General features: G+C 63.2%; 17 protein-coding genes and 1 pseudogene. 12 read left to right on the top strand and 6 right to left on the bottom strand.

What is annotated here, in order from left to right:
* Positions 1–47 precede the first annotated feature (47 nt).
* Positions 48–1,357, top strand: a pseudogene (locus tag EOA24_RS00090) (integrase arm-type DNA-binding domain-containing protein).
* A 513-nt stretch (positions 1,358–1,870) separates the two neighbouring features.
* Here EOA24_RS00090 and EOA24_RS00095 read toward each other — a convergent pair.
* A complete protein-coding gene (locus EOA24_RS00095; protein WP_126079136.1) occupies positions 1,871–2,581 on the bottom strand; it encodes a TetR/AcrR family transcriptional regulator in 711 nt (236 codons plus the stop codon).
* A gap of 191 nt (positions 2,582–2,772) precedes the next feature.
* Between EOA24_RS00095 and EOA24_RS00100 the strand changes: the two genes are divergently transcribed.
* The 7 genes from EOA24_RS00100 to EOA24_RS00130 all read left to right on the top strand — a co-directional run bounded on the left by EOA24_RS00100 (position 2,773) and on the right by EOA24_RS00130 (position 11,592).
* Positions 2,773–3,885: a sugar ABC transporter substrate-binding protein gene (locus EOA24_RS00100; protein ID WP_126079137.1), complete on the top strand. Its 1,113-nt coding sequence runs from the start codon at positions 2,773–2,775 to the stop codon at positions 3,883–3,885.
* A gap of 73 nt (positions 3,886–3,958) precedes the next feature.
* Positions 3,959–4,924 (top strand): ABC transporter permease, encoded by a 966-nt coding sequence (locus EOA24_RS00105; protein ID WP_126079138.1) that lies wholly within the window; start codon positions 3,959–3,961, stop codon positions 4,922–4,924.
* 7 nt (positions 4,925–4,931) lie between these two features.
* On the top strand, positions 4,932–6,437 hold the full coding sequence (locus EOA24_RS00110; protein ID WP_126079139.1) for a sugar ABC transporter ATP-binding protein: 1,506 nt from the start codon (positions 4,932–4,934) through the stop codon (positions 6,435–6,437).
* A gap of 9 nt (positions 6,438–6,446) precedes the next feature.
* The gene (locus tag EOA24_RS00115; protein WP_126079140.1) at positions 6,447–7,388 is read left to right on the top strand and encodes an ABC transporter permease; all 942 of its coding nucleotides are present in this window, start codon (positions 6,447–6,449) and stop codon (positions 7,386–7,388) included.
* Positions 7,389–7,396: 8 nt separating this feature from the next.
* Complete coding sequence (locus tag EOA24_RS00120) at positions 7,397–8,425, top strand: alcohol dehydrogenase catalytic domain-containing protein (protein WP_127409363.1); 1,029 nt, start codon at positions 7,397–7,399, stop codon at positions 8,423–8,425.
* Between the two features lie 66 nt (positions 8,426–8,491).
* The gene (locus tag EOA24_RS00125) at positions 8,492–9,988 is read left to right on the top strand and encodes an aldehyde dehydrogenase family protein (protein WP_126079142.1); all 1,497 of its coding nucleotides are present in this window, start codon (positions 8,492–8,494) and stop codon (positions 9,986–9,988) included.
* Entirely contained in the window at positions 9,988–11,592 is a 1,605-nt protein-coding gene (locus EOA24_RS00130) for a GMC family oxidoreductase N-terminal domain-containing protein (RefSeq protein ID WP_126079143.1), read from the top strand. Before EOA24_RS00125 ends, EOA24_RS00130 begins: the two co-directional genes overlap by 1 nt.
* Positions 11,593–11,638: 46 nt before the next feature.
* Here the strand turns inward: EOA24_RS00130 and EOA24_RS00135 are convergent, their stop codons facing one another.
* Positions 11,639–12,460 carry an aldo/keto reductase gene (locus EOA24_RS00135; RefSeq protein ID WP_126079144.1) on the bottom strand — a complete coding sequence of 274 codons (822 nt, stop codon included), beginning with the start codon at positions 12,458–12,460 and terminating at the stop codon, positions 11,639–11,641.
* Between the two features lie 113 nt (positions 12,461–12,573).
* On the opposite strand from EOA24_RS00135, the gene EOA24_RS42345 reads away from it, so the two are divergent.
* Positions 12,574–14,145 carry an acyl CoA:acetate/3-ketoacid CoA transferase gene (locus tag EOA24_RS42345; RefSeq protein ID WP_126079145.1) on the top strand — a complete coding sequence of 524 codons (1,572 nt, stop codon included), beginning with the start codon at positions 12,574–12,576 and terminating at the stop codon, positions 14,143–14,145.
* Positions 14,142–14,912: an enoyl-CoA hydratase/isomerase family protein gene (locus EOA24_RS00145; RefSeq protein WP_126079146.1), complete on the top strand. Its 771-nt coding sequence runs from the start codon at positions 14,142–14,144 to the stop codon at positions 14,910–14,912. Before EOA24_RS42345 ends, EOA24_RS00145 begins: the two co-directional genes overlap by 4 nt.
* Before the next feature lie 124 nt (positions 14,913–15,036).
* Here the strand turns inward: EOA24_RS00145 and EOA24_RS00150 are convergent, their stop codons facing one another.
* Genes EOA24_RS00150 through EOA24_RS00165 form a run of 4 tightly spaced genes read right to left on the bottom strand, consistent with a single transcriptional unit; the run spans position 15,037 to position 19,006 of the window.
* Positions 15,037–15,897, bottom strand: a complete 861-nt coding sequence (locus EOA24_RS00150; protein WP_126079147.1) for a sugar phosphate isomerase/epimerase family protein — start codon at positions 15,895–15,897, stop codon at positions 15,037–15,039.
* Between the two features lie 8 nt (positions 15,898–15,905).
* Positions 15,906–17,054 (bottom strand): dihydrodipicolinate synthase family protein, encoded by a 1,149-nt coding sequence (locus EOA24_RS00155; protein WP_127409365.1) that lies wholly within the window; start codon positions 17,052–17,054, stop codon positions 15,906–15,908.
* Positions 17,055–17,081: 27 nt separating this feature from the next.
* Positions 17,082–17,864, bottom strand: coding sequence for a 3-ketoacyl-ACP reductase (locus EOA24_RS00160; RefSeq protein WP_126079149.1), 783 nt, complete (start codon positions 17,862–17,864; stop codon positions 17,082–17,084).
* Complete coding sequence (locus EOA24_RS00165; RefSeq protein WP_126079150.1) at positions 17,861–19,006, bottom strand: acyl-CoA dehydrogenase family protein; 1,146 nt, start codon at positions 19,004–19,006, stop codon at positions 17,861–17,863. The genes EOA24_RS00160 and EOA24_RS00165 overlap by 4 nt, the downstream gene beginning before the upstream one ends.
* Before the next feature lie 159 nt (positions 19,007–19,165).
* Here EOA24_RS00165 and EOA24_RS00170 point away from each other — a divergent pair, with 159 nt between their 5' ends.
* Both EOA24_RS00170 and EOA24_RS00175 read left to right on the top strand, forming a co-directional pair.
* On the top strand, positions 19,166–20,182 hold the full coding sequence (locus EOA24_RS00170; RefSeq protein WP_126079151.1) for an aldo/keto reductase: 1,017 nt from the start codon (positions 19,166–19,168) through the stop codon (positions 20,180–20,182).
* On the top strand, positions 20,179–20,658 hold the full coding sequence (locus tag EOA24_RS00175) for a MaoC family dehydratase (protein WP_126079152.1): 480 nt from the start codon (positions 20,179–20,181) through the stop codon (positions 20,656–20,658). Before EOA24_RS00170 ends, EOA24_RS00175 begins: the two co-directional genes overlap by 4 nt.
* The last annotated feature ends 390 nt before the right edge of the window (positions 20,659–21,048 follow it).

Consider the following 21,048-nt stretch of genomic DNA (forward strand, 5'->3'; position numbering starts at 1 on the left):
TATTCGACATCCTGATGGTATCGAAACAGCCAAGAGAGACCTGACAAATGGCCCTCTCCGACGTGAAATGCCGCAACGCCCGCCCCGCTTCCAAGCTTGTCAAATTATCAGACGGGGGCGCGCTGCAACTATGGGTGCAGCCCACAGGCTCTCGCCTCTGGAGGCTCGCCTACCGCTTTGACGGCAAGCAGAAACTGCTAGCACTGGGCGGCTATCCCCTTGTCTCCCTAGCCGAGGCGCGCCAGGCGCGCGATGACGCTAAACGGCTCCTGCTGGCTGGCATAGATCCTGGAAAGGAACGCAGCTTGCGGAAGGCCGATTCGGCAAAGGACTCCTTTCGCTCAATTGCGGACGAATATGTTGAGAAGCTGAAGAAGGAGGGACGTGCCGACCGGACGATCAGCAAGGTCAAAATGGCTCCTCGGCTTTGCCTATCCGACAATCGGCGACAAGTGCATTCGGGAAATCGATCCGGCCACCATCCTTACTGCCTTCGTCGCGTGGAGGTTCGCGGTCGATATGAATCGGCAGGCGATTACGCTCCACCATCGGTACCGTGTTTCGATATGCAATCGCGACTGCGCGCGCCGAGGCAGATCCGACGATCGCTTTAAGGGGCGCGCTCATCAGTCCAACGGTGAGTCCACGTGCCGCGATCACCGATCCTAAGGCCCTGGCCGGCTTGCTAAGGGCAGTGGATGCATTCGACGGACAACCAACAACCCGAGCCGCCCTGAAGCTGATGGCAATGCTGTTTCCCCGACCCGGCGAGCTGCGCGCGGCAGAATGGGAAGAGTTCGATTTCGAAAGCGCGGTGTGGAATCATTCCTGAAGCACGCATGAAAATGCGACGACCGCACCGCGTACCCCTTTCAAGGCAGGCCGTCAGTGTCCTGACCTCGCTTAGAGAACTCTCCGGCGGTGGATCCCTGCTCTTTCCCAGTGCTCGATCGGATTCGCGTCCGATCTCCGACAACACGCTTAACGCCGCGACGCCATAGAGCGGCAACTGGCCCACATTGAGAACAACGACGTTCGTCGAGCCTATAAGAGGCTACCGCGCATGGTTTTCGAGCAACAGCATCAACTCTGCTGAACGAATGCGGAAAATGGCATCCGGACGGCCCGGGCTGAGCGCTGGGAAGAGCGCGTCAAGATGATGCAATGGTGGGCCGACTATCTGGATGAACTCGAGAGCAACAGCGTGCGGGTGATCTCAATCGGAGGACGCGGCAAGCCAGCTGTCTATGCGCCACCGGGAGGGTCGATTTTGAACCCAACATCGAAAGGTCACCAAACGGCGAGACGAATATCCCACTCCCGAAAAACCTACCGATCGAACACTCGGCAATTCTGAAAGCGAAATGGTTGGCCCGGAGGACGACGTCAAATATTTTATTTTGTTAAGCTTTTCGTGGGCAGAAATCGAGATCTTTCCCGTATAGTTCCGTATGGTTCCGGCGCTCATTCGCTCTAACCCAATTCTCAGACGAACCTACTGGTATCTGGCAGGGCGCCCAAGCCATCCCTGACCGGGCCGCGTGCTGGTGCGGTAGCTGCCGCTGCTTGGTGCATCGGCGGATGTCCGAATTGGGGCCGGAAGCGGAACGACTGTTCTTGGATGGCAGGGTAAGGAAGCCCACCTTGACATCAGCCGAGGCAAACCACCGGACCTGCCGACGCGTCGTCTGTTCTTGCCGGAACGCCTGCGCGGCATGCCGGGATACTCCGGATCTGCGCGCGGCCGCGAACTCTCGCTAGTCCACCAAAGATATCGGCGACATGGGAAAGCAGGTCCTGAAAAGGGTGACGCGGTCGGCCAAAATGCAGGTGACACAGCCGTGGGGACGTCAGCATTCCGAGGCAAGCATCATGCGCTCACAAGCCTCATAATGGTGTCGATATTAAATTCCAGACGCTCATTTAGAGCGTCTTTCTCCATGAGGTCGCGCTCGAAAATAATCGAGCCTGTGAACCTGTTGGTCAGATAGTAGTATCCGATCGCGGCGATCGTGATGTTGAGCTGCACTGGGTCGATACCGCCGCGGAAGTCGCCGCTGCTGACGCCCCGCTCAAGTATGCCCGACACCATGGCGACGAATTTGCGGCTGGCGGTCTTGATCAGCTCGGACTTCTTCACATGCTTGCCGCGGTGAAGGTTCTCGCTGTTGACCAGGGTGATGAACTCCGGATTCTTCAGATAATACTGCCATGTAAACCGCACGAGGCGTTCAAGGGCATCCCTCGGTTCCAAGTCGTCGAGATGAAGTTTCTGCTCGGCCGTGCGGATGTCCAGATAGGCATTTTCCACCACAGTCTGGAAGAGACCGTCCTTGCTGCCGAAATAGTGGTAAATCATACGCTTGTTGGCGTTTGCCTTGGCCGCGATAACATCGACACGCGCGCCGCCGAGGCCGTTCTTGGCGAAATCGCTCTTCGCCGCTTCCAGAATACGAAGCTTGGTCGCTTCGGCATCCCGAAGCCGCTTCTTCTTGGCGACATTGCCTGATTTTCCGGACGTTGCGTCCACTTTGGCCGCTCCCTTGGTTCCAGTTCCAGCGTGTTGTCGACGATCGGTCATGCGCTGAAAGTCATTTCAATTGTCCAAGAAGTCAACAGGCCGCGCACCGTGCCGCCGCTTGACTCTCACACATTCAGGAAGTAACTAGATGGTGCATTCAGCGACCAAGAGAGCGGTTTGGACGGCCTGGCTTCTCGGGGTTGCTCAATAGACGGCCCGCCCTTGCGGGCTGTCGCCAAATGGGAGGTAACATGTCGACTTTCATCAAGGATTTCATCGAGCGCGAGACCGTCAACCGACGCAATTTCCTGCTCGCCACGGCTGCCGGCATGGGGGCGATGGCCGTGCCATTCGCCTTCGGCGGCAGCGCTGCCCGAGCGGCGATCAGCGACCCGGCGATCGCCTGGTCGTACCGCGACCGCGCCTCGGCTTACTGGAACTCGATCGTGTCGGGCGGCGAGGCACTCGTGGAATCCCTCGGCAAGACCAAGGATTCCCTCGTCTCGCTGATCAACGAAGGCTCCTCCGAAAAGTCGCTGGCCGACATCAAGGCGTTCCTGGCCAAGACCGGCGGCAAGTGCGCTATCGCCTGCGACGCCAATGACAGCCCGAACGCCCGTCCGGTGGTCGAGGCTGTGCGCGACGCCGGCGCCTACATTTCCACGATTTGGAACAAGACCGACGACCTGCACCCGTGGGACATCGGCGACAATTACGTCTCGCACATGACCTGGTCGGACGAGAAGCCGGCCGAGCAGACGGCGCGGATCCTGTTCGACGCCATGGGCGGCAAGGGTGGCGTCGTGCATCTGGGTGGCATTGCCGCCAACAACCCGGCAATCGAGCGTCTGAACGGCTTGAAGAACGCCTTGAAGGACTTTCCCGATATCGAGCTTTTGGATGCTCAGCCCGCAGACTGGGACACGACCAAGGGCACGGAGCTGATGGCGTCTTTCCTGACGCGCTTCGGCGACAAGATCACCGGCGTGCACTGCGCCAACGACAACATCGCCTATGGCGTGATCGAGGCGCTGCGCGCCGAGGGGATCGAGAATATGCCGATCGTCGCCTATGACGGAAATCCGGAGGCCGTGAAGCTGGTGATGGAGGGCAAGCTCCTGGCGACCGTCTTCACCAATCCGCACTGGGGCGGCGGCATCACGGCGGCGCTCGCTTATTACGCCGCGACCGGCGCCTTCAAGCCTTCGGAAGAGCCGAAGGAGCACCGCGAATTCTACGGCCCGACGGTCCTGGTCACCAAGAAGGACGCGGCGGACTTCAAGGCCAAATATCTGGACGCCGTTCCTTCGTACAATTGGAAGGATTTCTGGGGACCGAGCAACGGCCAGATCAAGTACAAGTAATACGAAGCTCGATCGAGCGGCCCTGAAACGGGCCGCTCCCCCCTATACGGCACGCTTGGACGGGAGGCCGGAGTTGCCACGCATCCTCACGCGGGAGAACGCGATCCGCTGGGCGCCCTTCATGGTGCTTCTCGCGCTCATAGTGCTATTCACGGCGATAAACCCCTCATTCCTGTCGCAACGCAACTTCGCGCGCATCGCGATCGCGGCGGCGCCCGCGCTCATGGTGGCGGTCGGGGTGACCTTCATCATCGTGATGGGTTCTATCGACCTTTCCATGGAGGGCGTCGTTTCCCTGACGGCCGTTCTTTTTTGCTTCCTGATGCTGGCGCTCGGCGGAACGCTCGCGTCGGGCGGCTGGATCGCAATCCCGGTCATTCTCGCCGTCGGGGCCGCGATCGGCCTGGTGAACGGTTTCATCCACGTCAAGCTGAAGATACCATCCTTCATGGCGAGCCTCGCGCTCGGATTCATCGGCACGGGCGCCGCGATCCTGCTGACCGGCGGCGACATCGTCAAATTCAACGATCCGACGTTCCGCGCTCTGCTGACCTGGCGCATCCTCGGCTTTCCGCTGATGGTCTATGTCGCGGGGCTCTGCCTCGTCCTCGCCTGGTTCATCCAATCTCAGACCCGCCTTGGGCGTTACTTTTATGCGGTCGGCGGCGGCGAGGAACTCGCCCATGCCTCGGGCGTGCGGGTGCAGCATGTGAGGATGGCCGGCTTCTCGCTTGCCGGCTTCTTTTACGCGATCGCGGCGATCCTGCAGGTGGCGAAGCTCGGCCAGGCCGAATCCGTCACCGGATCGAACTTCATGTTCATGTCCATCACTTCGGTGGTGGTCGGCGGCGTGGCGCTCTGGGGTGGCATCGGCGGCGTTTGGAACACGCTCGTCGGCGTCCTGATCGTCGCCGTCATCAACAACGGCATGGTGGTCATCGGCCTGCCCGATTTCCTGCAGGCCGCCGTTCTCGGGCTGCTGGTCATCATAGCGGTCATCCTGTCGACGGACCGGCGCGCGGTCGCGTTCGTCAAGTGAGGCCGCAATGTATGAATTGAAAGCCGTCGAAAAGAAGTTTCCGGGCGTCCATGCGCTGAAATCGGTCGACTTTTCCATCAGCCGGGGGGAGATCGTCGGGCTGGTGGGCGAGAATGGCGCTGGCAAATCCACGCTCATGAAGGTGATCTACGGCGCCTACCAGCCCGACGGCGGCGAGATGCTCATCGATGGCAAGCCTGTCCGGTTCGGCGGCCCGCGCGACGCCATGGAGCGAGGCATCGGCATGGTGTTTCAGGAGCAATCGCTGATCACCAACCTGTCCGTGATGGAAAACATCTTCCTGGGCTATGAAGACCAGTTCTCGCGCTTCGGCGTGGTCAACTGGAAGGCGATGGCCAAAGCCGCCGGGAAGCAGCTTGCAAAGGTCAAGCTCGATATCGATCCGCGCACCATCACCTCGAGCCTTTCCTTCGCGCAGCGCCAGCTTGTGGAACTGGCCAAGGTGCTGACGCTGGAGGAGCGGGTGCAGGGTCATCTGGTCGTCCTGCTCGACGAGCCCACCTCGGTGCTGGCCGAGGAAGAGGTGAAGCTATTGTTCAAGCTCGTGCGGGAGTTGACGACGCGCGCTTCATTCATCTTCGTGTCCCACCGCATGGACGAGGTGATGGAGCTCTCGGACCGAATCTACGTGATGAAGGACGGCCAGGTGGTCGATGTCGTCTCGCGCGGCGCAGCGACACCGGAGGCGATCCAGCACAAGATGGTCGGCCGCCATGTCGATAAGGAATATTACCGTGAGCAGCGGCAAAAGCCCTACGACGCGACGAGGCCGCTGGTGGAGCTGTCGGGCGTGGACCTGCCGGGACGGGTTCACGATATCTCGCTGACGCTGCATGCCGGCGAGGTCCTGTGCCTGGTCGGCACCGAGGGCTCCGGCCGCGAAGCGATCCTTCGAACAATCTACGGCATGCGCACGCCTACCAAGGGCACGCTGAAGATCAAGGGCGAGACCGTCTCCAGGCTGACCGCCCGCGCAGCGGTGGAGCGCGGCGTCGGCTATGTGCCGCGCGAGCGCAAGATCGAGGGCATCGTGGCCGGCATGAATGTCTACGAGAACATGACGCTCTCGCAAATGCCGCACTACGCGCGGATGGGCTGGCTCGACGTGGCCGACGAGCGTGCCCTTGCCCGGAAATGGATCGGCAAGCTCGCCATCAAGGCAAGCTCCGAATATGCCGACTGCGGCAACCTTTCCGGCGGCAACCAGCAGAAGGTCGTGCTTGCCAAATGGCGGTCGGGCGGCTCCGACATCATGCTGCTCGATCATCCGACCCGAGGCCTGGACATCGGCGCCAAGGAGGATGTGTACGACATGATCAGGGAGATGTGCGACGACGGGGTCGGCGTTGTCCTGGTCGCCGACACGCTCGAAGAGGCGATCGGCCTCTCCCACACCATCGTCGTCATCAAGGACGGTGAGATCCAGAAGCGCTTCGACTGCGTGCCCGGTTCCAAGCCGACGCTCTACGACCTTCTGCACTACATGATCTGAGGGGCCTCCATGGACATCCAACGCCTCAAGCCGCACTTCCCCTGGATCACCCTCCTGGTCCTGGTCACGATCGTCGGCATCGCCGATCCGAGCTTTCTCAAGCCCGCCAATCTGCTGAGCCTCGCAGGCGATATCGTGCCGCTGTTCATCATGGCGCTGGGACTGACCTTCGCGATCTACATCGGCGGCATCGACCTGTCGGCACAGTCGATGGCGAACATGATCACCGTCGTCGCCTCGGTCTATCTGGCGCCGTTGGGGATCTGGGTGGCGGCGCTCTGCATCCTTGCCGGGTTCACGCTGGGAACGCTCTCCGGCTACCTGACCACCCGCATGTACGTCCCATCCTTCATCTCCACGCTGGCCGTCGGCGGGATCTGCTTCTCGGTGGCGCAATGGCTTTCCGGCAACCGCGCCCTGAACATGGACGCCACCCAGCGCAACGAGACGTTCGGCTGGATGATCGGTCGAACCGGTATCGTGCCGCACGAGCTCTTCATCGCCATCGGCCTGCTGGCGATCTGCTTGCTCTTAGAACGGCGCACGGTCCTCGGCCGGGCGCTGAAGGCAGTGGGCGCCGGCGAACTGGCTGCAGCCGCGTCCGGTCTCAACGTCGCCCGCTACAAAATCCTCGCCTTTGCGATATCCGGAGGGCTGGCCGCGGTGGCCGGGCTGCTGTTCTCCGTCAAGCTGTCGGGCGGCGCGCCGACGATCGCCAACGGCTTCCTGCTGCCGGCCATCGTGGCGGTGCTTGTCGGCGGAACACCGCTGACGGGCGGCGTCGGCGGTGTGCTCAACACCGCGATCGGCACGCTGATCGTGGCGGTCATCCGCGCCTCGATGCTCTATTTCGGCATCGCGGCGACGCAGCAACAGATGGTTTTCGGCCTGGTGCTGATCGCGGCCATCGCCCTGACCATCGACCGCTCCAAGCTTCGCACGGTGAAGTGAGACAAGCCATGGCAACAATGCGCGCCGTCCTGACCGCTCCGCACCGTTTCGATCTGCGCGAGGTCGCCGTTCCGGAGGTGGGACCTGACGACGCCTTGATCCGTGTCCAGCGGACCGGCATATGCGGCACGGACATCCATATGTTCAACGGTCACTATGCGGCCGACCGGCTGCCGTTGGTGCCGGGCCACGAGTTTGCCGGGACGGTCGCAGCGACAGGCGAGCGTGTGAAGCATATCAAGCCGGGCACGACCTGCGTCGCGGATATCAATATCGGCTGCGGCCAGTGCTATTGGTGTCGCCGCAACGAGATCCTCAACTGCCCGTCGATGACGCAGGTGGGCATCGGGCGCGAAGGCGCCTTCGCCGAATATGTGTGCGTGCCGGCCAGGCTTGTCATACCGGCCCCGGACGATGTGCCGGTCGAGGTGCTTGCCCTGACGGAGCCGGTGTCCTGCGTGGTGCGCGCCGCGCGCAAGGCGCAGGCGAGTTTCGGCCAGTCCGTGGTGATCCTCGGAGCCGGACCAATCGGCAATCTGCATGTCCAGATGATGCGCCTGTGCGGCGCCGCGCCGATCATCATCGCCGACCTGTCGCAAGACCGTTGCCGCCTTGCCCTTGCAGCCGGGGCGGACGCAGCGGTCGCCGATCCCGCCCAGCTTAAGCAGGAGGTGCTGAAAAGGACCGGCGGGCGCGGCGCGGATCTTGTGATCGAAAGCGTCGGTTCGCCGCGGCTTTACGCGTTCGCTTTCGAGCTCATCCGCAAGGGCGGCCATGTCGCTTTCTTCGGCCTCAGCGGACCCAACGACACGGTGCCGGTCGATATCCTTCGCACCATACTCGAGGAGAACAGTCTCAAGGGCTCGGTTGCCGGCATGGGCGAAGACATGCACGATGCGCTGACGCTCTTGTCGCATGGCCGCTTCCGAACCGAGGCGTTCACACGCGCGACCTTTCCGCTCGACGACATCCAGCGCGCCTTCGAGACCCTGGCCGAGCGGCCCCGGGATCTCAAGACGCAAATCATATTGAACTAGGCGCCGGCGCGACCCGCTTGCCAGGAGCAGTGGGCGGCCGGCGCACCGCCAGAACGGAGGCATTCCATGCTCGATTTCACTGACCGCGCACCCCTGCCGGATGCACCACGCGAATTCGGGTTCTGGTCGGACGGATCCTGGCGCAAGGGCGGCGCATTGTTCGAGCGCCGGTCGCCGGGCCACGGCGTGCCGGTGACGCTCACGCCCAGATGCACGGTGGACGACCTCAATGCCGCCGTCGCGGCGGCGCGCCGCGCATTCGAGGATCGCCGGTGGGCCGGACTGCCAGGCGCCGACCGGGCCGGCGTGCTGCTGAGGGCGGCCGAGACCCTGCGCCGCCGCCGCGACGAAATCGCCTATTGGGAGGTCCTGGAGAACGGCAAGCCGATCTCCCAGGCGCGCGGCGAGATCGATCACTGCATTGCCTGCTTCGAGGTCGGCGCGGGCGCCGCGAGGCTGTTGCATGGCGACAGCTTCAACAGTCTCGGCGACGGCCTTTTCGGCATGGTGCTGCGCGAGCCGGTCGGCGTGGTCGGGCTCATCACGCCCTGGAATTTCCCGTTCCTGATCCTGTGCGAGCGCATTCCCTTCATCCTTGCCAGCGGATGCACCGTCGTCGTCAAGCCTTCGGAGGTCACGTCGGCGACCACGCTGATGCTCGGCGAGATCCTTTCCGAAGCCGGCGCGCCGGACGGCGTCTACAACGTCGTCACCGGATCAGGCCGGACGATTGGCCAGGCTTTGAGCGAGCATCCCGATGTCGATATGCTGTCCTTCACCGGATCGACATCCGTCGGACGCTCATGCGTCCATGCGGCGGCCGATTCGAACTTCAAGAAACTCGGCCTGGAACTGGGCGGCAAGAATCCGATCATCGTCTTCGCGGACAGCGACCTCGAGGACGCGGCGGACGGCGCAGCCTTCGGCATAAGCTTCAACACGGGCCAGTGCTGCGTGTCGTCGAGCCGCGTCATCGTGGAGCGCTCGGTCGCTCGCGAGTTCGAGGAAATCCTTGCCGCCAAGATGGCCAGGATCGTCGTCGGCGATCCGCTGCAGACGAAGACGCAGGTGGGAGCCATCACCACCGATGCGCAGAATTCGACCATCCTGAGCTATATCGACAAGGGCAAGGCCGAAGGGGCAACGCTTGTCGCCGGCGGGCAAGCGCTGGATTTCGGCGGCGGCCAGTATATCGCGCCGACACTGTTTTCCGGGGTCACGCCCGCAATGTCGATTGCCCGCGACGAAATCTTCGGGCCCGTCCTGTCGTCCTTCCATTTCGACACGGTCGAGGAGGCCATCGGCCTCGCCAACGACACGGTGTATGGCCTGGCTGCCAGCGTGTGGACAAAGAACATAGACAAGGCGCTGGTGGTGACGCGGCGCGTGCGCGCCGGCCGGTTCTGGGTGAACACGATCATGGCCGGAGGGCCGGAAATGCCGCTCGGCGGCTTCAAGCAGTCCGGCTGGGGAAGAGAGGCCGGAATGTACGGCGTGGAGGAGTACACACAGGTGAAGTCCGTCCACATCGAGATCAGGAAGCGTGCCCATTGGATCAAGTGATGACGACAGGTTTCGACTATGTGATCGTCGGCGCAGGCTCTTCGGGCTGCGTTCTTGCCGCGCGCCTGTCCGAGAATCCGGCAGTCCGCGTCTGCATAATCGAGGCCGGAGGCAAGGACAGCCATCCGCTGATCCATATGCCGGTCGGCTTCGCCAAAATGACCACCGGACCGCTCACCTGGGGCCTGGTGACGGCTCCGCAGAAGCACGCGGACAATCGCGAGATCCTCTACGCGCAGGCAAAGGTGCTGGGCGGCGGCTCGTCGATCAATGCCGAGGTCTACACCCGGGGCCACGAGACCGACTACGACCGGTGGGCGAACGAGGAAGGCGCGGACGGCTGGGCGTTCAAGGACGTGCGCAAGTACTTCCTTCGTTCCGAGGGCAACAGCATATTCTCCGGCAGGCTCCACGGCACCGACGGACCGCTCGGGGTGTCGAACATACCCGATCCGAACGTCGTCTCGCGCGCCTTCGTCCAGAGCTGCCAGGAATACGGGCTGCCCTATAATCCGGACTTCAACGGCGCGAAGCAGGAAGGCGCCGGCATCTACCAGACCACGACGCGCAACGCCCGCCGCTGCTCGGCCGCCGTGGGCTATCTCAAGCCTGCCCTGGCGCGCCCGAACCTCACGCTGATCACGGGGGCGCTGGTCCACCGCGTCGTCTTCAAGGGCCGCCGGGCCGTTGGCGTCGAATGCTCGGTCGGCGGCTCGCTGAAGGTCATAAATGCCGACAGCGAAGTGCTGGTCACCTCGGGAGCGATCGGAACGCCGAAGCTGATGATGCTGTCCGGCGTCGGCCCTGCGGATCACCTGCGTCAACATGGTATCGAAACGATCCAGGACCTCCCGGGCGTCGGGCAGAACCTCCAGGATCATTTCGGCATCGACATCGTGGCCGAGCTGAAAGGCCACGATTCACTCGACAAGTACAACAAGACGCACTGGATGCTGTGGGCCGGCATTCAGTACATGCTGTTCAAGACCGGACCGATAACGTCGAACGTCGTCGAGGGCGGCGCCTTCTGGCATTCCTCGGGGAATCATGCCGGAGCGGTTCCCGATCTGCAGTTCCACTTCCTGGCCGGAGCCGGCGCGGAAGCGGGCGTTCCTTCGGTCCCGAAGGGATCGTCCGGCATCACGTTGAACAGCTACACGCTGCGCCCGAAATCGCGTGGGAGCGTGACGCTCCGTTCGCCGGATCCGCGCGACAATCCGGTCGTCGATCCCAATTTCCTCGCGGACCCGGACGACCTCAGAGTGTCGGTCGAAGGCATCAAGATCAGCCGGGAGATATTCAATCAGCCTTCGCTGCGAAAATTCATCAAGGAACTCCGTTTCCCTGACACGAATGTGCGCTCGCAGTCAGACTATGAAGCCTATGCGCGACGCTCCGGCCGCACCTCGTATCACCCGACCTGCACCTGCAAGATGGGGAATGATGCGATGTCCGTGGTCGACCCTCAACTGCGAGTGCACGGGCTGGATGGCATCCGCATCTGCGACAGCTCGGCAATGCCGTCCCTGGTCGGCTCGAACACCAACGCGGCGACTATCATGATCGGCGAGCATGCGTCGGACCTGATCCGAGGCAACCGCTAGGATTTGCCAGTCACCTCGGATCTGCTCGCTCTTCCGGTTCGCGCGCTCAGGCGTCGAAATCCGGAGCGTATGGGATCAGCCGCTTCCCGACAACGCGATAACCGACGGCATTCATGGCGTTGATGCGGCCCATGTCGATACTCGACAAGGTGAAGTCCATCACGTCGAAATTCGAGCGGATGTTGTCCGGTTTGGTGGACATTGTGTTGATCGGCAAACCCTTCTGCAGGATCCAGCGCAGCACGACCTGGGCGGCCGACTTGCCGTATGCGGCGCCGATATCGGCGAAAAGCGGATGCTTGAAGACCTCGCCGCGCGCGACCGAGCAGTAGGAAGACAAAGGGATACCCGTTTCACTCGCGGCCGCCAACAGCTTGCGCTGGTCAAGCAACGGGTGGAATTCCACCTGGTTCGTGACGAGCGGCACGCCGGTAATCTGCCTAGCCTGGCGCATCATCGCCGCTGTGTAGTTCGAAACGCCGATGGTGCCGGCGAAACCCCGCTCCTGCGCCTCCTGAAGCAGTTCCAGGGAAAGCTTGATATCGCCTCCCGGCGTCGGCCAGTGAAGCAAAAGGATATCGACACGATCCAACCTCAGATCCCGCAAGGACTGTTCGACCGATGGCATGAACCGTTCCCGCGAGAAGTTCTCAACCGTGACCTTTGTCGTGATGCAGAGCTCGTCCCTGGCTATGCCGCTCTCGGCCAGGGCCAGGCCCGTGTCGGCTTCATTGCCATAGGCCTGAGCCGTGTCGAATGCGCGGTAACCCGCATCGATCGCAGCCGCGATCGCAGCCCGCAGCGTATCCCCCTTAAGAGGGAAAGTTCCAAACATCCGCTGGTTCGCCTTCTGGAACATGATGTTCATAAAAATCCTCCCGCTGGTTGCCGTCGGCGCGGAGCTTGCCTTGCAAGCCGCAGGCGGCTATATCACGTTTATAACTATCTAGTTACTTATTGCCAAGCCTTTGGAGAGGTAGCGTGAGCAAGGTCAGGTCCGCAGCGGAGGCTGTCGCCGCGATAGGCGACGGAGCGGTGGTAGCGGTCAATTCGTCGTCCGGCCTGCTTTGCCCGGATGCCGTGCTTGAAGCCCTTGGCAAACGTTTCCTAGGCGAAGGGGCGCCGCGCAACATCACCACCATCCATCCGATTGCCGCCGGCGACATGTTCGGCACCAAGGGGGTCGATCACATCGCCCTGCCGGGCTTGATCAGCCGCATCATCGGCGGCTCATATCCCTCAGGACCGACCAATGCCGAGCCGCCGCTGATCTGGCAGCGTATCCTTGCCGAGGATGTGGCGGCATGGAACTTCCCCTCCGGGATCGTGTTCGACATGCTACGCGAGGGCGCGGCGCAGCGTCCGGGTGTGTTGACCAAGGTCGGCATGGAGACATTTGTCGATCCGATGCTCGAGGGCGGAGCCATGAACGCTTCGGCCCGGAAGGCGCCGATCGTGCGGCGCGTCGAATTCAACGGCGAGACCTGGCTTCACTTCCCTCCCCTCCGGCCGGATGTGGCGATCATCCGCGCGACTACCGCCGACGAGAAGGGAAACCTCACCTTCGAGCAGGAAGGCGCGACGCTTGGCGCCATGGAAATGGCGCTTGCGGCGCGCAACTGCGGCGGCATCGTCATTGCCCAGGTCAAGCGCGTCGCGGCTCCGGGCACGCTACGGCCGCATGATGTGCATGTGCCCGGTATCCTGGTGGATTTCATCGTCGAGGCGCCGGACCAGCTGCAGACCACGGCGACCGCTTATGACCCGGCCATATCGGGAGAACTGTTCCGGCCGCTGCACACATTCCGTACCCCGGAATACAATGTCTCCAAGGTCATCGCGCGTCGCGTCGCGCAGGAGCTTCGAGCGGGCTGGGCAGTCAATATCGGCTTCGGAATCTCGGCCAACGTGCCTCGCATCCTGATCGAAGAGGGCCTGCACGGCGCCGTCACCTGGGTGATCGAGCAAGGGCCGGTGGGCGGCGTGCCGTTGCTCGACTTCAAGTTCGGCTGCGCCTCCAACGCGGAAGCCTTCGTCGCCTCCCCGCACCTTTTCACCTACTTCCAGGCCGGAGGCTTCGACTGCTCCTTGCTGTCGTTCCTCGAAATCGGCTCCGACGGATCCGTCAACGTCTCGCGGCTTTCCTCGACGCCGCATCGCACCGCCGGCGCCGGCGGCTTCGTGGACATCACCTCGCGGGCGCGCAAGATCGTGTTCTCCGGCAACTTCAACGCCGGCGCGAAGATGCGGCTGGAGAACGGCAAGCTGGTCATCGACAAGGAAGGCAAGGTCGCAAAGATCGTCCCGAAGGTGGACCAGGTCAGCTTCTCAGGCGCGCGCGCCGTCAGCCAGGGCCAGGACGTCACCTATGTGACGGAAAGATGCGTCATCCGCCTGACCGCCGACGGCCTGGTCGTCACCGAAATAGCCCCCGGGCTCGACCTCGAGCGCGATGTCCTGCGGCAGGCGGCGGCTCCTCTCGTGGTCTCGCCGGCACTGAAGCTGATGGAGGCGGCGCTGTTCCTCGACCAGCCGATCGGGTTGCGGCTGTGAGCGATCCCCGCCTCGACCTCAGCTTCGACGGAGCAGTCGCGCGAGTGACCATCCGCCGGCCTGAGAAGCTCAACGCCCTCGATGCCGCGATGGTCGATGCGCTCGTGCCGTTGTGCAGGGCGGTGGAGCGTTCCGCGGCGAAGGTGCTGATCCTGTCCGGCGAGGGCGAGAAGTCGTTCTCCGCGGGCGGCGACGTCGCCGCCTGGAGCGCGCTCGACCCGGCGGAGTTCGCGCGCCACTGGATCCGCGACGGCCATGCCGGCTTCGACGCTCTCGCCAGGCTTTCGCAACCGGTCATTGCCGTCCTCAACGGCCATTGCCTTGGCGGAGGCCTGGAGCTTGCGGCCTGCGCCGACTATCGGATCGCCGAGAGCCACGCCCGCATCGGTCTGCCTGAAACCGGCCTTGGGATCACACCGGGCTGGTCGGGCACCCAGCGCACGGCTCGCCGTTTCGGCACCCAGTTGATCCGCCGCATGTCGCTCTTCGGCGAGGTCTATTCCGCCGACGAGGCCTTGAGATTGTCGCTTGTCGACAAGGTCGTCGGCAAGGGTGACGGCCTCGCGGCGGCCGAACAACTTGCCGCTATCGTCGCAGGCCGGTCCGCTACCGCCACGGAGCTCGCCAAGATGCTCATCAACGCTGCCGAAGGCGAGGAACGGGAGCGTGTCCTGGATGCGTTTGCCGGACGTATCGCCGCCGGCAGCGACGACCTTCGGGCGGGCCTGGCTGCCTTCCGGGAAAAGGGCCTCCGGTCGAGAGATTGATCTCGAGCCCGATCTGAACGCAGTAGAAATCTGTTTCGCAGGGCGGCGGCTGACCACTCAACAGCCCTCGAACGTGGCATATCCGTACGGTTGCGAGCGATGCCCGGCTGTCCAGCTTCTGTCTTCAACAAACGGAGCGGAAGCGCTCCACGCAGGCGTCCAGCACGTCCCCGGGGTCACGCTTCCACCAGTTCTGCGCCGAGAACACCTCCACCTCGCACGGCCCGTCGTAGCCGGCCGCTTCCACCGCCGCGCGGATCGCCTTCAGGTCGGCCACGCCGTCACCCATCATGCCGCGGTCGAGCAGCACGTCGCGTGTCTGCGCCAGCCAATCGCACAGGTGATAGCCAAAAATGCGTTTCGGCCCGGCCCGCAGCAATTCGCCGGCGAGCGCGCGATCCCACCAGACGTGGTAGACGTCGACCGCGACGCCAACGTTGGACGCATCAATGGCAAGGCAAAGATCGACCGCGTCGCGCATCGTCACCAGGCAGGAGCGGTCGCCACCATAAACCGGATGCAGCGGTTCGAGAGCCAGGCGAACGCTTCTGGCCGCCGCGTAGGCTGCAGCTTCGGCGACACGGTCAGCGACCAGCTTGAGGCTTTCGCCGATGCCTTTCGTTCCCGGCTCGACGCCGCCGCAAACGATGGTCAGAACAGGGGCGCCGAGACCCGCGGCCATGTCGATCGCGGCGCGGAAATCGTCCATGATCGCCGCGCGGCCGGGCAGCCCCATGGGGCCGGTGAGGTAAGGCGCGCGGCACAGGCCGACGACACTCAGGCCGGCCGCGCGAACCCGCTCGCCGATCTCGACGGCGCGGTCGCCGATTTCGCGACGCCAGAAGACGATGCCGGGTATGCCGCGCTCAGCGCAGGCATCAAGCACACGCTCGATAGGCCAGCCCGCGCCGTGCCCGTCCAGATTATGGCCGAGCGTCGCCGTATTGAGCGCCAGCGCGGAATGGTTCGCCGTGAAGTCGCGCATGTTTCCGGTCAGAGCCCATAAAGGGCAAGCAGCTTGCGCATGCGTGCGGCCGCCAGCTCGGGATCCGCCAGGAGGCCGCAGCCGTCGGCCAGCTTGAACACTTCCACGAAATAGGGCAGCGGCCGCATCGACTGGGCGCCCCCGAGCATGACGAAATGATCCTGGAACCCGTTCAGCCAGGCGAGGAACACGACCCCCGTCTTGTAGTATTGGGTGGGCGCTCGAAAGATCAGACGCGCGAGCGGCACGGTAGGATCCAGCGCGGCGTGGAACCCCTGGCTATCGCCCCGGCCGAGCCGATCGATGGCGTAGGCGGCGGCCGGCGCCAAGGGATCGAAGATACCAAGCAGAGCGTGCGAGAACCCCTGTTCGTCACCCGCGATCAGCTCCGGATAATTGAAGTCGTCGCCGGTATACATCTTCACGCCGGCGGGCAGACGGCGGCTCATCGCGATCTCCTTCTCCTTGTCGAGGAGGGAAATCTTGATGCCGTCGACCCTAGCGGTGTTGTTTCCGATGATCGCCAAGACCGTCTCGAGCGCGTCCTCGAAGCGGGCGGCTCCCCAATAACCCTTGAGGGCCGGATCGAACATCTCTCCCAGCCAGTGCAGGATCACCGGCCTGTCGCAGCGCGCGAGCACATCGCCATAGATCGAAACATAATCCTCGGGCGAACGCGCCACGGCCGCCAATGCCCGGCTGGCCATGACGATCAATCTGCCGCCGACCTTCTGGATGGCCTCGAGCTGCTCGAAATAGGCTCGGCGAACATCGTCGAGCGTGCGTGCATCGGCCGGTCCGAGCTGATCGGTGCCGGCGCCGTTGAAGACGAGCGCGTCGGGCAGCTCGCTCCTGGTCCTGCGGATCAGCTCCAAGGCCGAAGGCCAATCGAGGCCCATGCCACGCTGCGCGGTGTCCATCGCCTCGGCGATGCCGAGGCCGAGGCCGTGAAGATGGCACCTGAATGCCATCGTGGCCTTCCAGTCGATGGCGGCGGGACCGCCGGGATCGTTGAAGCTGAAAGGATCCGCCACAACATGGGCCGCCGACAGCACGGTACGTGGCGCATCAGAGGGCAATCGCGCGGCCGGAATCGTCTTGCCTTGAAGCCGGTAGTCGGAAAGTCTGCCCGTGTTATCCGGCAGTTGGATGATCATGGCGTTCTCCCTGACGATACGCCGCAGTCAGAACCGCGGCACCAGCATGCCCGCGTCGACGGCAATGACATGGCCGGTCGTATAGGGCAGCTCGCCCGTGGCGAGCGTCGCCATGACGCGACCGACATCTTCCGGCTTGCCGAGGCGGCTTATCAATGTCAGCCCCTCCTCGTCGATGCGGCGCTGATAAGTCTCGCTGACCGCCTTGGTCATGGCCGTTTCGATCAGGCCAGGCCTGATGTCGTAGACAGCGATGTTCTCGCGACCAAGGCGGACGGCGAAGACCTGGCTGACCATCGCGGACCCGGCCTTGGACACGCAATATTCGGCGCGCGGCTCCGCCACCGCCGTGGCATTGGAGGAAGAGACGTTGATCAGGCTGTAGAAGCGGCCGTCATCGCGCTCGCGGGCAAGCAGCCGCCTAGCCCAACGCTGCGACAGGAAGAACTGCGCCTTGGTGTTGATTGCCTGGCAGCGGTTGTAGCTCTCCTCCGTCACGTCGAGCGGGTCGCCGCGAGAAATGACCGACACGCCGGCATTGTTGATCAGCGTCGACAGGGGACCGATGGCGGCCTCGGCGGCTTCGAGCATGCTTTCGTGGCCGCCGAGATCGGCAACGTCGCCCGCGACACGCGCGACCGGGCCGCCGAGCGCAGCGACGGCGGCTTCGGCGGCTTTCAATTCCTCGTCATCGGACGGACCGTTGAGCGCCACGCCGAATCCGCGCCGGGCGAGCTCCAATGCCGTCGCAAGCCCGATGCCGCGGCTCGATCCCGTGACGAAGGCTGCATGACGCGATCCGGCACTCACGCCCGGGCTCCATGCTTGAGGAGCTCGCGGGCGATGATCATGCGCTGGATCTGGTTGGTGCCTTCATAGATCTGGGTGATCTTGGCATCCCGATAGAGGCGCTCGACCTCGAAGCCGCGTATGTAGCCGGAGCCGCCGAAGACCTGCACGGCATCGGCGGTGCGCGCCACGGCTATGTCTCCCGCGAAACATTTGGCGATCGAGCAGGCCTTGGTTGCATTCTCCCCCGCATCGATCTTCTCGGCGGCGCTGCGCACGAGCAGACGGGCCGCCTCGATGTCCTTCGCCATGTCGGCAAGCAGCCACTGCACGCCCTGGAAATCGGCAATCGGCTTGCCGAACTGACGCCGCTGCTGGGCATAGTCGACCGCTGCCTCGAGCCCGGCCTGCGCTATGCCGACGGCCAGCGAGGCGATGCCGACACGCCCCTTGTCCAGCACGCTCATCATCATGTGGAAACCGCGACCTTCTTCGCCCAGCAGCGCTTCGGGACCCAGGACGACATCGTTGAAATTGAGCGCGCCGACCTGGCTGGCCCGCTGACCCATCTTATGTTCCTTCGGACCGCGCTCTATTCCCTTGGCGTGCAGGTCGACGATGAAGATCGACATGCCGCGATGGCCCGCATCCTTGTCGGTGCGCGCCAGCACGAAACCGACGTCGGCGACCGGCGCGTTGTGGATCCAGATCTTGCCGCCGTCCAGCCGCCATCCGTGCCCGTCGCGCGTGGCGGTGGTGCGTATCCCGGAAACATCGGTCCCGGCTTCAGGCTCGGTGATGCAGTAGGCAGCCTTCTTCTCGGCGCGCATGGCCGGACCCAGCCACTGCTGCCGCTGCGCCTCGCTGCCATGCTGGACAAGCAAGGTGCTGATCAGCTCGACGAGGCCGCATTGATCGGCGACGGACGCATAGCCGCGCGACAGCTCTTCCATCACCAGCGCATAGGTAAGCGTGTCGAAGCCGGGACCGCCCATGGCCTCCGGAACGCCGATACCGAAGAGACCGAGCTCGCCCATCTGCTCATATATCTCGCCAGGAAAGCGCTCATCCCGATCAAGCGCCTCTGCAACTGGACGAATGACATCCTCGGCAAACTGGCGCGCCATCTCGCGCACCTGCTGCTGCGTTTCGCTCAGCGGCACGGCCGACCTCCCTATGTAACTATCTAGTTACTCCTACGCTGGAATCGTCGGCGGCGTCAAGCGGCGGACTTCGCATCGCCATGCGTTGCCGTTACAAGTGCTTGCGGCTTCGGTCGAACTTAACTAGAAATAACCAGATGGTTACTAATGGAGGATATCATGAAGCCATCTGACAAGCGCGTATTCGGCCGGTCCGGCCTCAACGTCACGGCCTTCGCGTTCGGAACCGCTCCCATCGGCAATTTCCTTCATCCCATAGACGAGCAGACCGCGGATGCCATGATTCAGACCGCATGGGACGCGGGCATACGCTTCTACGACACGGCGCCGATGTACGGCCACGGCCTCTCGGAACTGCGGGCCGGGCATTCGCTGCGCTGGAAGAAGCGCGACGAGTTCGTCCTCGCCAGCAAGGTGGGCCGGGTGCTGAAGCCCGCGAAGCGCTCCGAGATCGACTTCGCGCCGTGGTCAAACGCCGCGCCGAACACCATGAATTTCGATTACTCCTACGACGGCACAATGCGGTCGTTCGAGGATTCGCTGCAGCGCCTGGCGCTTGAACACATCGACATGCTGTTCATCCATGACATCGATCGGTTCACCCGTGGCGACGAGCAGCCGGAAGTGTTCCGGCAGGCGATGGATGGCTGCTGGCGGGCATTGGAGAAACTGCGCTCCGAAGGCGTCGTGAAGGCGATCGGCGTTGGGGTCAACGAATGGCAGGTTTGCCACGAGGCGCTGAAGCAGCGCGACTTCGACTGCTTCCTGCTGGCGGGCCGCTATACGCTGCTCGAACAGGAAGCCCTCGACGAGTTCCTGCCGCTTTGCGTCGAGCGCGGCGCGGCGGTGCTGGTCGGCGGGGGCTTCAATTCCGGCATCCTGGCCACGGGCGCCGTTCCCGGCGCCAAGTACAATTATTCACCGGCGCCAAAGCCCGTCATGGAGAAAGTGGCGAAGATCGAGGAGGTCTGCCGCGCGCATGGCGTGCCGCTGCCGGCCGCCGCCTTGCAGTTCGTGGTGGCGCATCCGGCCATCCCGTCCTTCTGCGCCGGCACTCGCACTGTCCAGCAACTCGAGCAGAACCTTGCCTGGTTCAGTTACCCGATCCCCGGCGAGTTCTGGCAAGACCTGAAGAAGAACGGGCTGTTGCGGGAAGACGCGCCGGTGCCGGCATGAGTGTCGACGTCCGAGGGAAATCGCTCACAGGCCTCGGGTTGAGCTACGAGGACGTGGAGATCGGCGACCATTTCGAAACGCCTTCCACAGAAGTGACCGCGGCCATCATAGAAGCGCTCGCGGAAATGACCGGTGACCGGTTCGAAATCCACATGAGCGACGAGGCGGCACATCGGCACGGCTTCCCGGCGCGTGTAGCGCATGGTCTGCTTGTGCTGTCCCTTGTCGATGGTCTGAAGAACAATGCCGTCGCCCGGTTCCGAGCCGTGGCCTCGCTCGGCTGGAGCTGGAGGTTTTCAGCCCCGGTGCTCGCCGGCGACATCATCAAAGCCGAGGTGACGGTCGCGGAAAAGCGGGCCACTCGCAATCCGGCCCGCGCGATTGTTCGTCTGCGGTTCGTCGTTTGCAATCAGTGGGGACGGACCGTACAGGAAGGCGAGAACGAGTTGATGATTTATCGACGTGACATGGCTTGAGAGAATTCGTTCCTACCTCCATAGAGGCAAAGCACGCGATCTGCTTTCAGGCAACGACGGAGCTTGACTCTACGACCGAGATGAGGCGCAAGGCTGACATTCCTTGCGCATGACTTTCGAATATCGCCTAAGATTGATGCTCACTCCGCCAGTCCCAAGATGATGACGGTTTCAATCTCCGATACGCTGCCTCCGCGTAGCGAACCCTGAGGCCCGATCACCGCGCCATCCGAGATACAGTGGCAAGGGACGCACAGGTTCTATTGGGGAACCGAACCTATCCATTTCTATTGGTAGCAACTGCGGCTGACCTTCCCTACGCATCTGAAAGCAAACGAGGATTTTTTTCACTAAGATTCCGCCTCTGGCACCATCGACTTAAGGTTGTGC

The organism is Mesorhizobium sp. M2A.F.Ca.ET.039.01.1.1 (assembly GCF_003998035.1).
GTDB lineage: Bacteria > Pseudomonadota > Alphaproteobacteria > Rhizobiales > Rhizobiaceae > Mesorhizobium.

What these genes read in the sequence shown, in the direction of transcription:
- EOA24_RS00095 (WP_126079136.1), bottom strand. Translation starts at nt 2,581, where the DNA reads ATGACCGATCGTCGACAACACGCTGGAACTGGAACCAAGGGAGCGGCC.
- EOA24_RS00100 (WP_126079137.1), top strand. Translation starts at nt 2,773, where the DNA reads ATGTCGACTTTCATCAAGGATTTCATCGAGCGCGAGACCGTCAACCGA.
- EOA24_RS00110 (WP_126079139.1), top strand. Translation starts at nt 4,932, where the DNA reads ATGTATGAATTGAAAGCCGTCGAAAAGAAGTTTCCGGGCGTCCATGCG.
- EOA24_RS00115 (WP_126079140.1), top strand. Translation starts at nt 6,447, where the DNA reads ATGGACATCCAACGCCTCAAGCCGCACTTCCCCTGGATCACCCTCCTG.
- EOA24_RS00120 (WP_127409363.1), top strand. Translation starts at nt 7,397, where the DNA reads ATGGCAACAATGCGCGCCGTCCTGACCGCTCCGCACCGTTTCGATCTG.
- EOA24_RS00125 (WP_126079142.1), top strand. Translation starts at nt 8,492, where the DNA reads ATGCTCGATTTCACTGACCGCGCACCCCTGCCGGATGCACCACGCGAA.
- EOA24_RS00130 (WP_126079143.1), top strand. Translation starts at nt 9,988, where the DNA reads ATGACGACAGGTTTCGACTATGTGATCGTCGGCGCAGGCTCTTCGGGC.
- EOA24_RS00135 (WP_126079144.1), bottom strand. Translation starts at nt 12,460, where the DNA reads ATGAACATCATGTTCCAGAAGGCGAACCAGCGGATGTTTGGAACTTTC.
- EOA24_RS00150 (WP_126079147.1), bottom strand. Translation starts at nt 15,897, where the DNA reads ATGCGCGACTTCACGGCGAACCATTCCGCGCTGGCGCTCAATACGGCG.
- EOA24_RS00155 (WP_127409365.1), bottom strand. Translation starts at nt 17,054, where the DNA reads ATGATCATCCAACTGCCGGATAACACGGGCAGACTTTCCGACTACCGG.
- EOA24_RS00170 (WP_126079151.1), top strand. Translation starts at nt 19,166, where the DNA reads ATGAAGCCATCTGACAAGCGCGTATTCGGCCGGTCCGGCCTCAACGTC.
- EOA24_RS00175 (WP_126079152.1), top strand. Translation starts at nt 20,179, where the DNA reads ATGAGTGTCGACGTCCGAGGGAAATCGCTCACAGGCCTCGGGTTGAGC.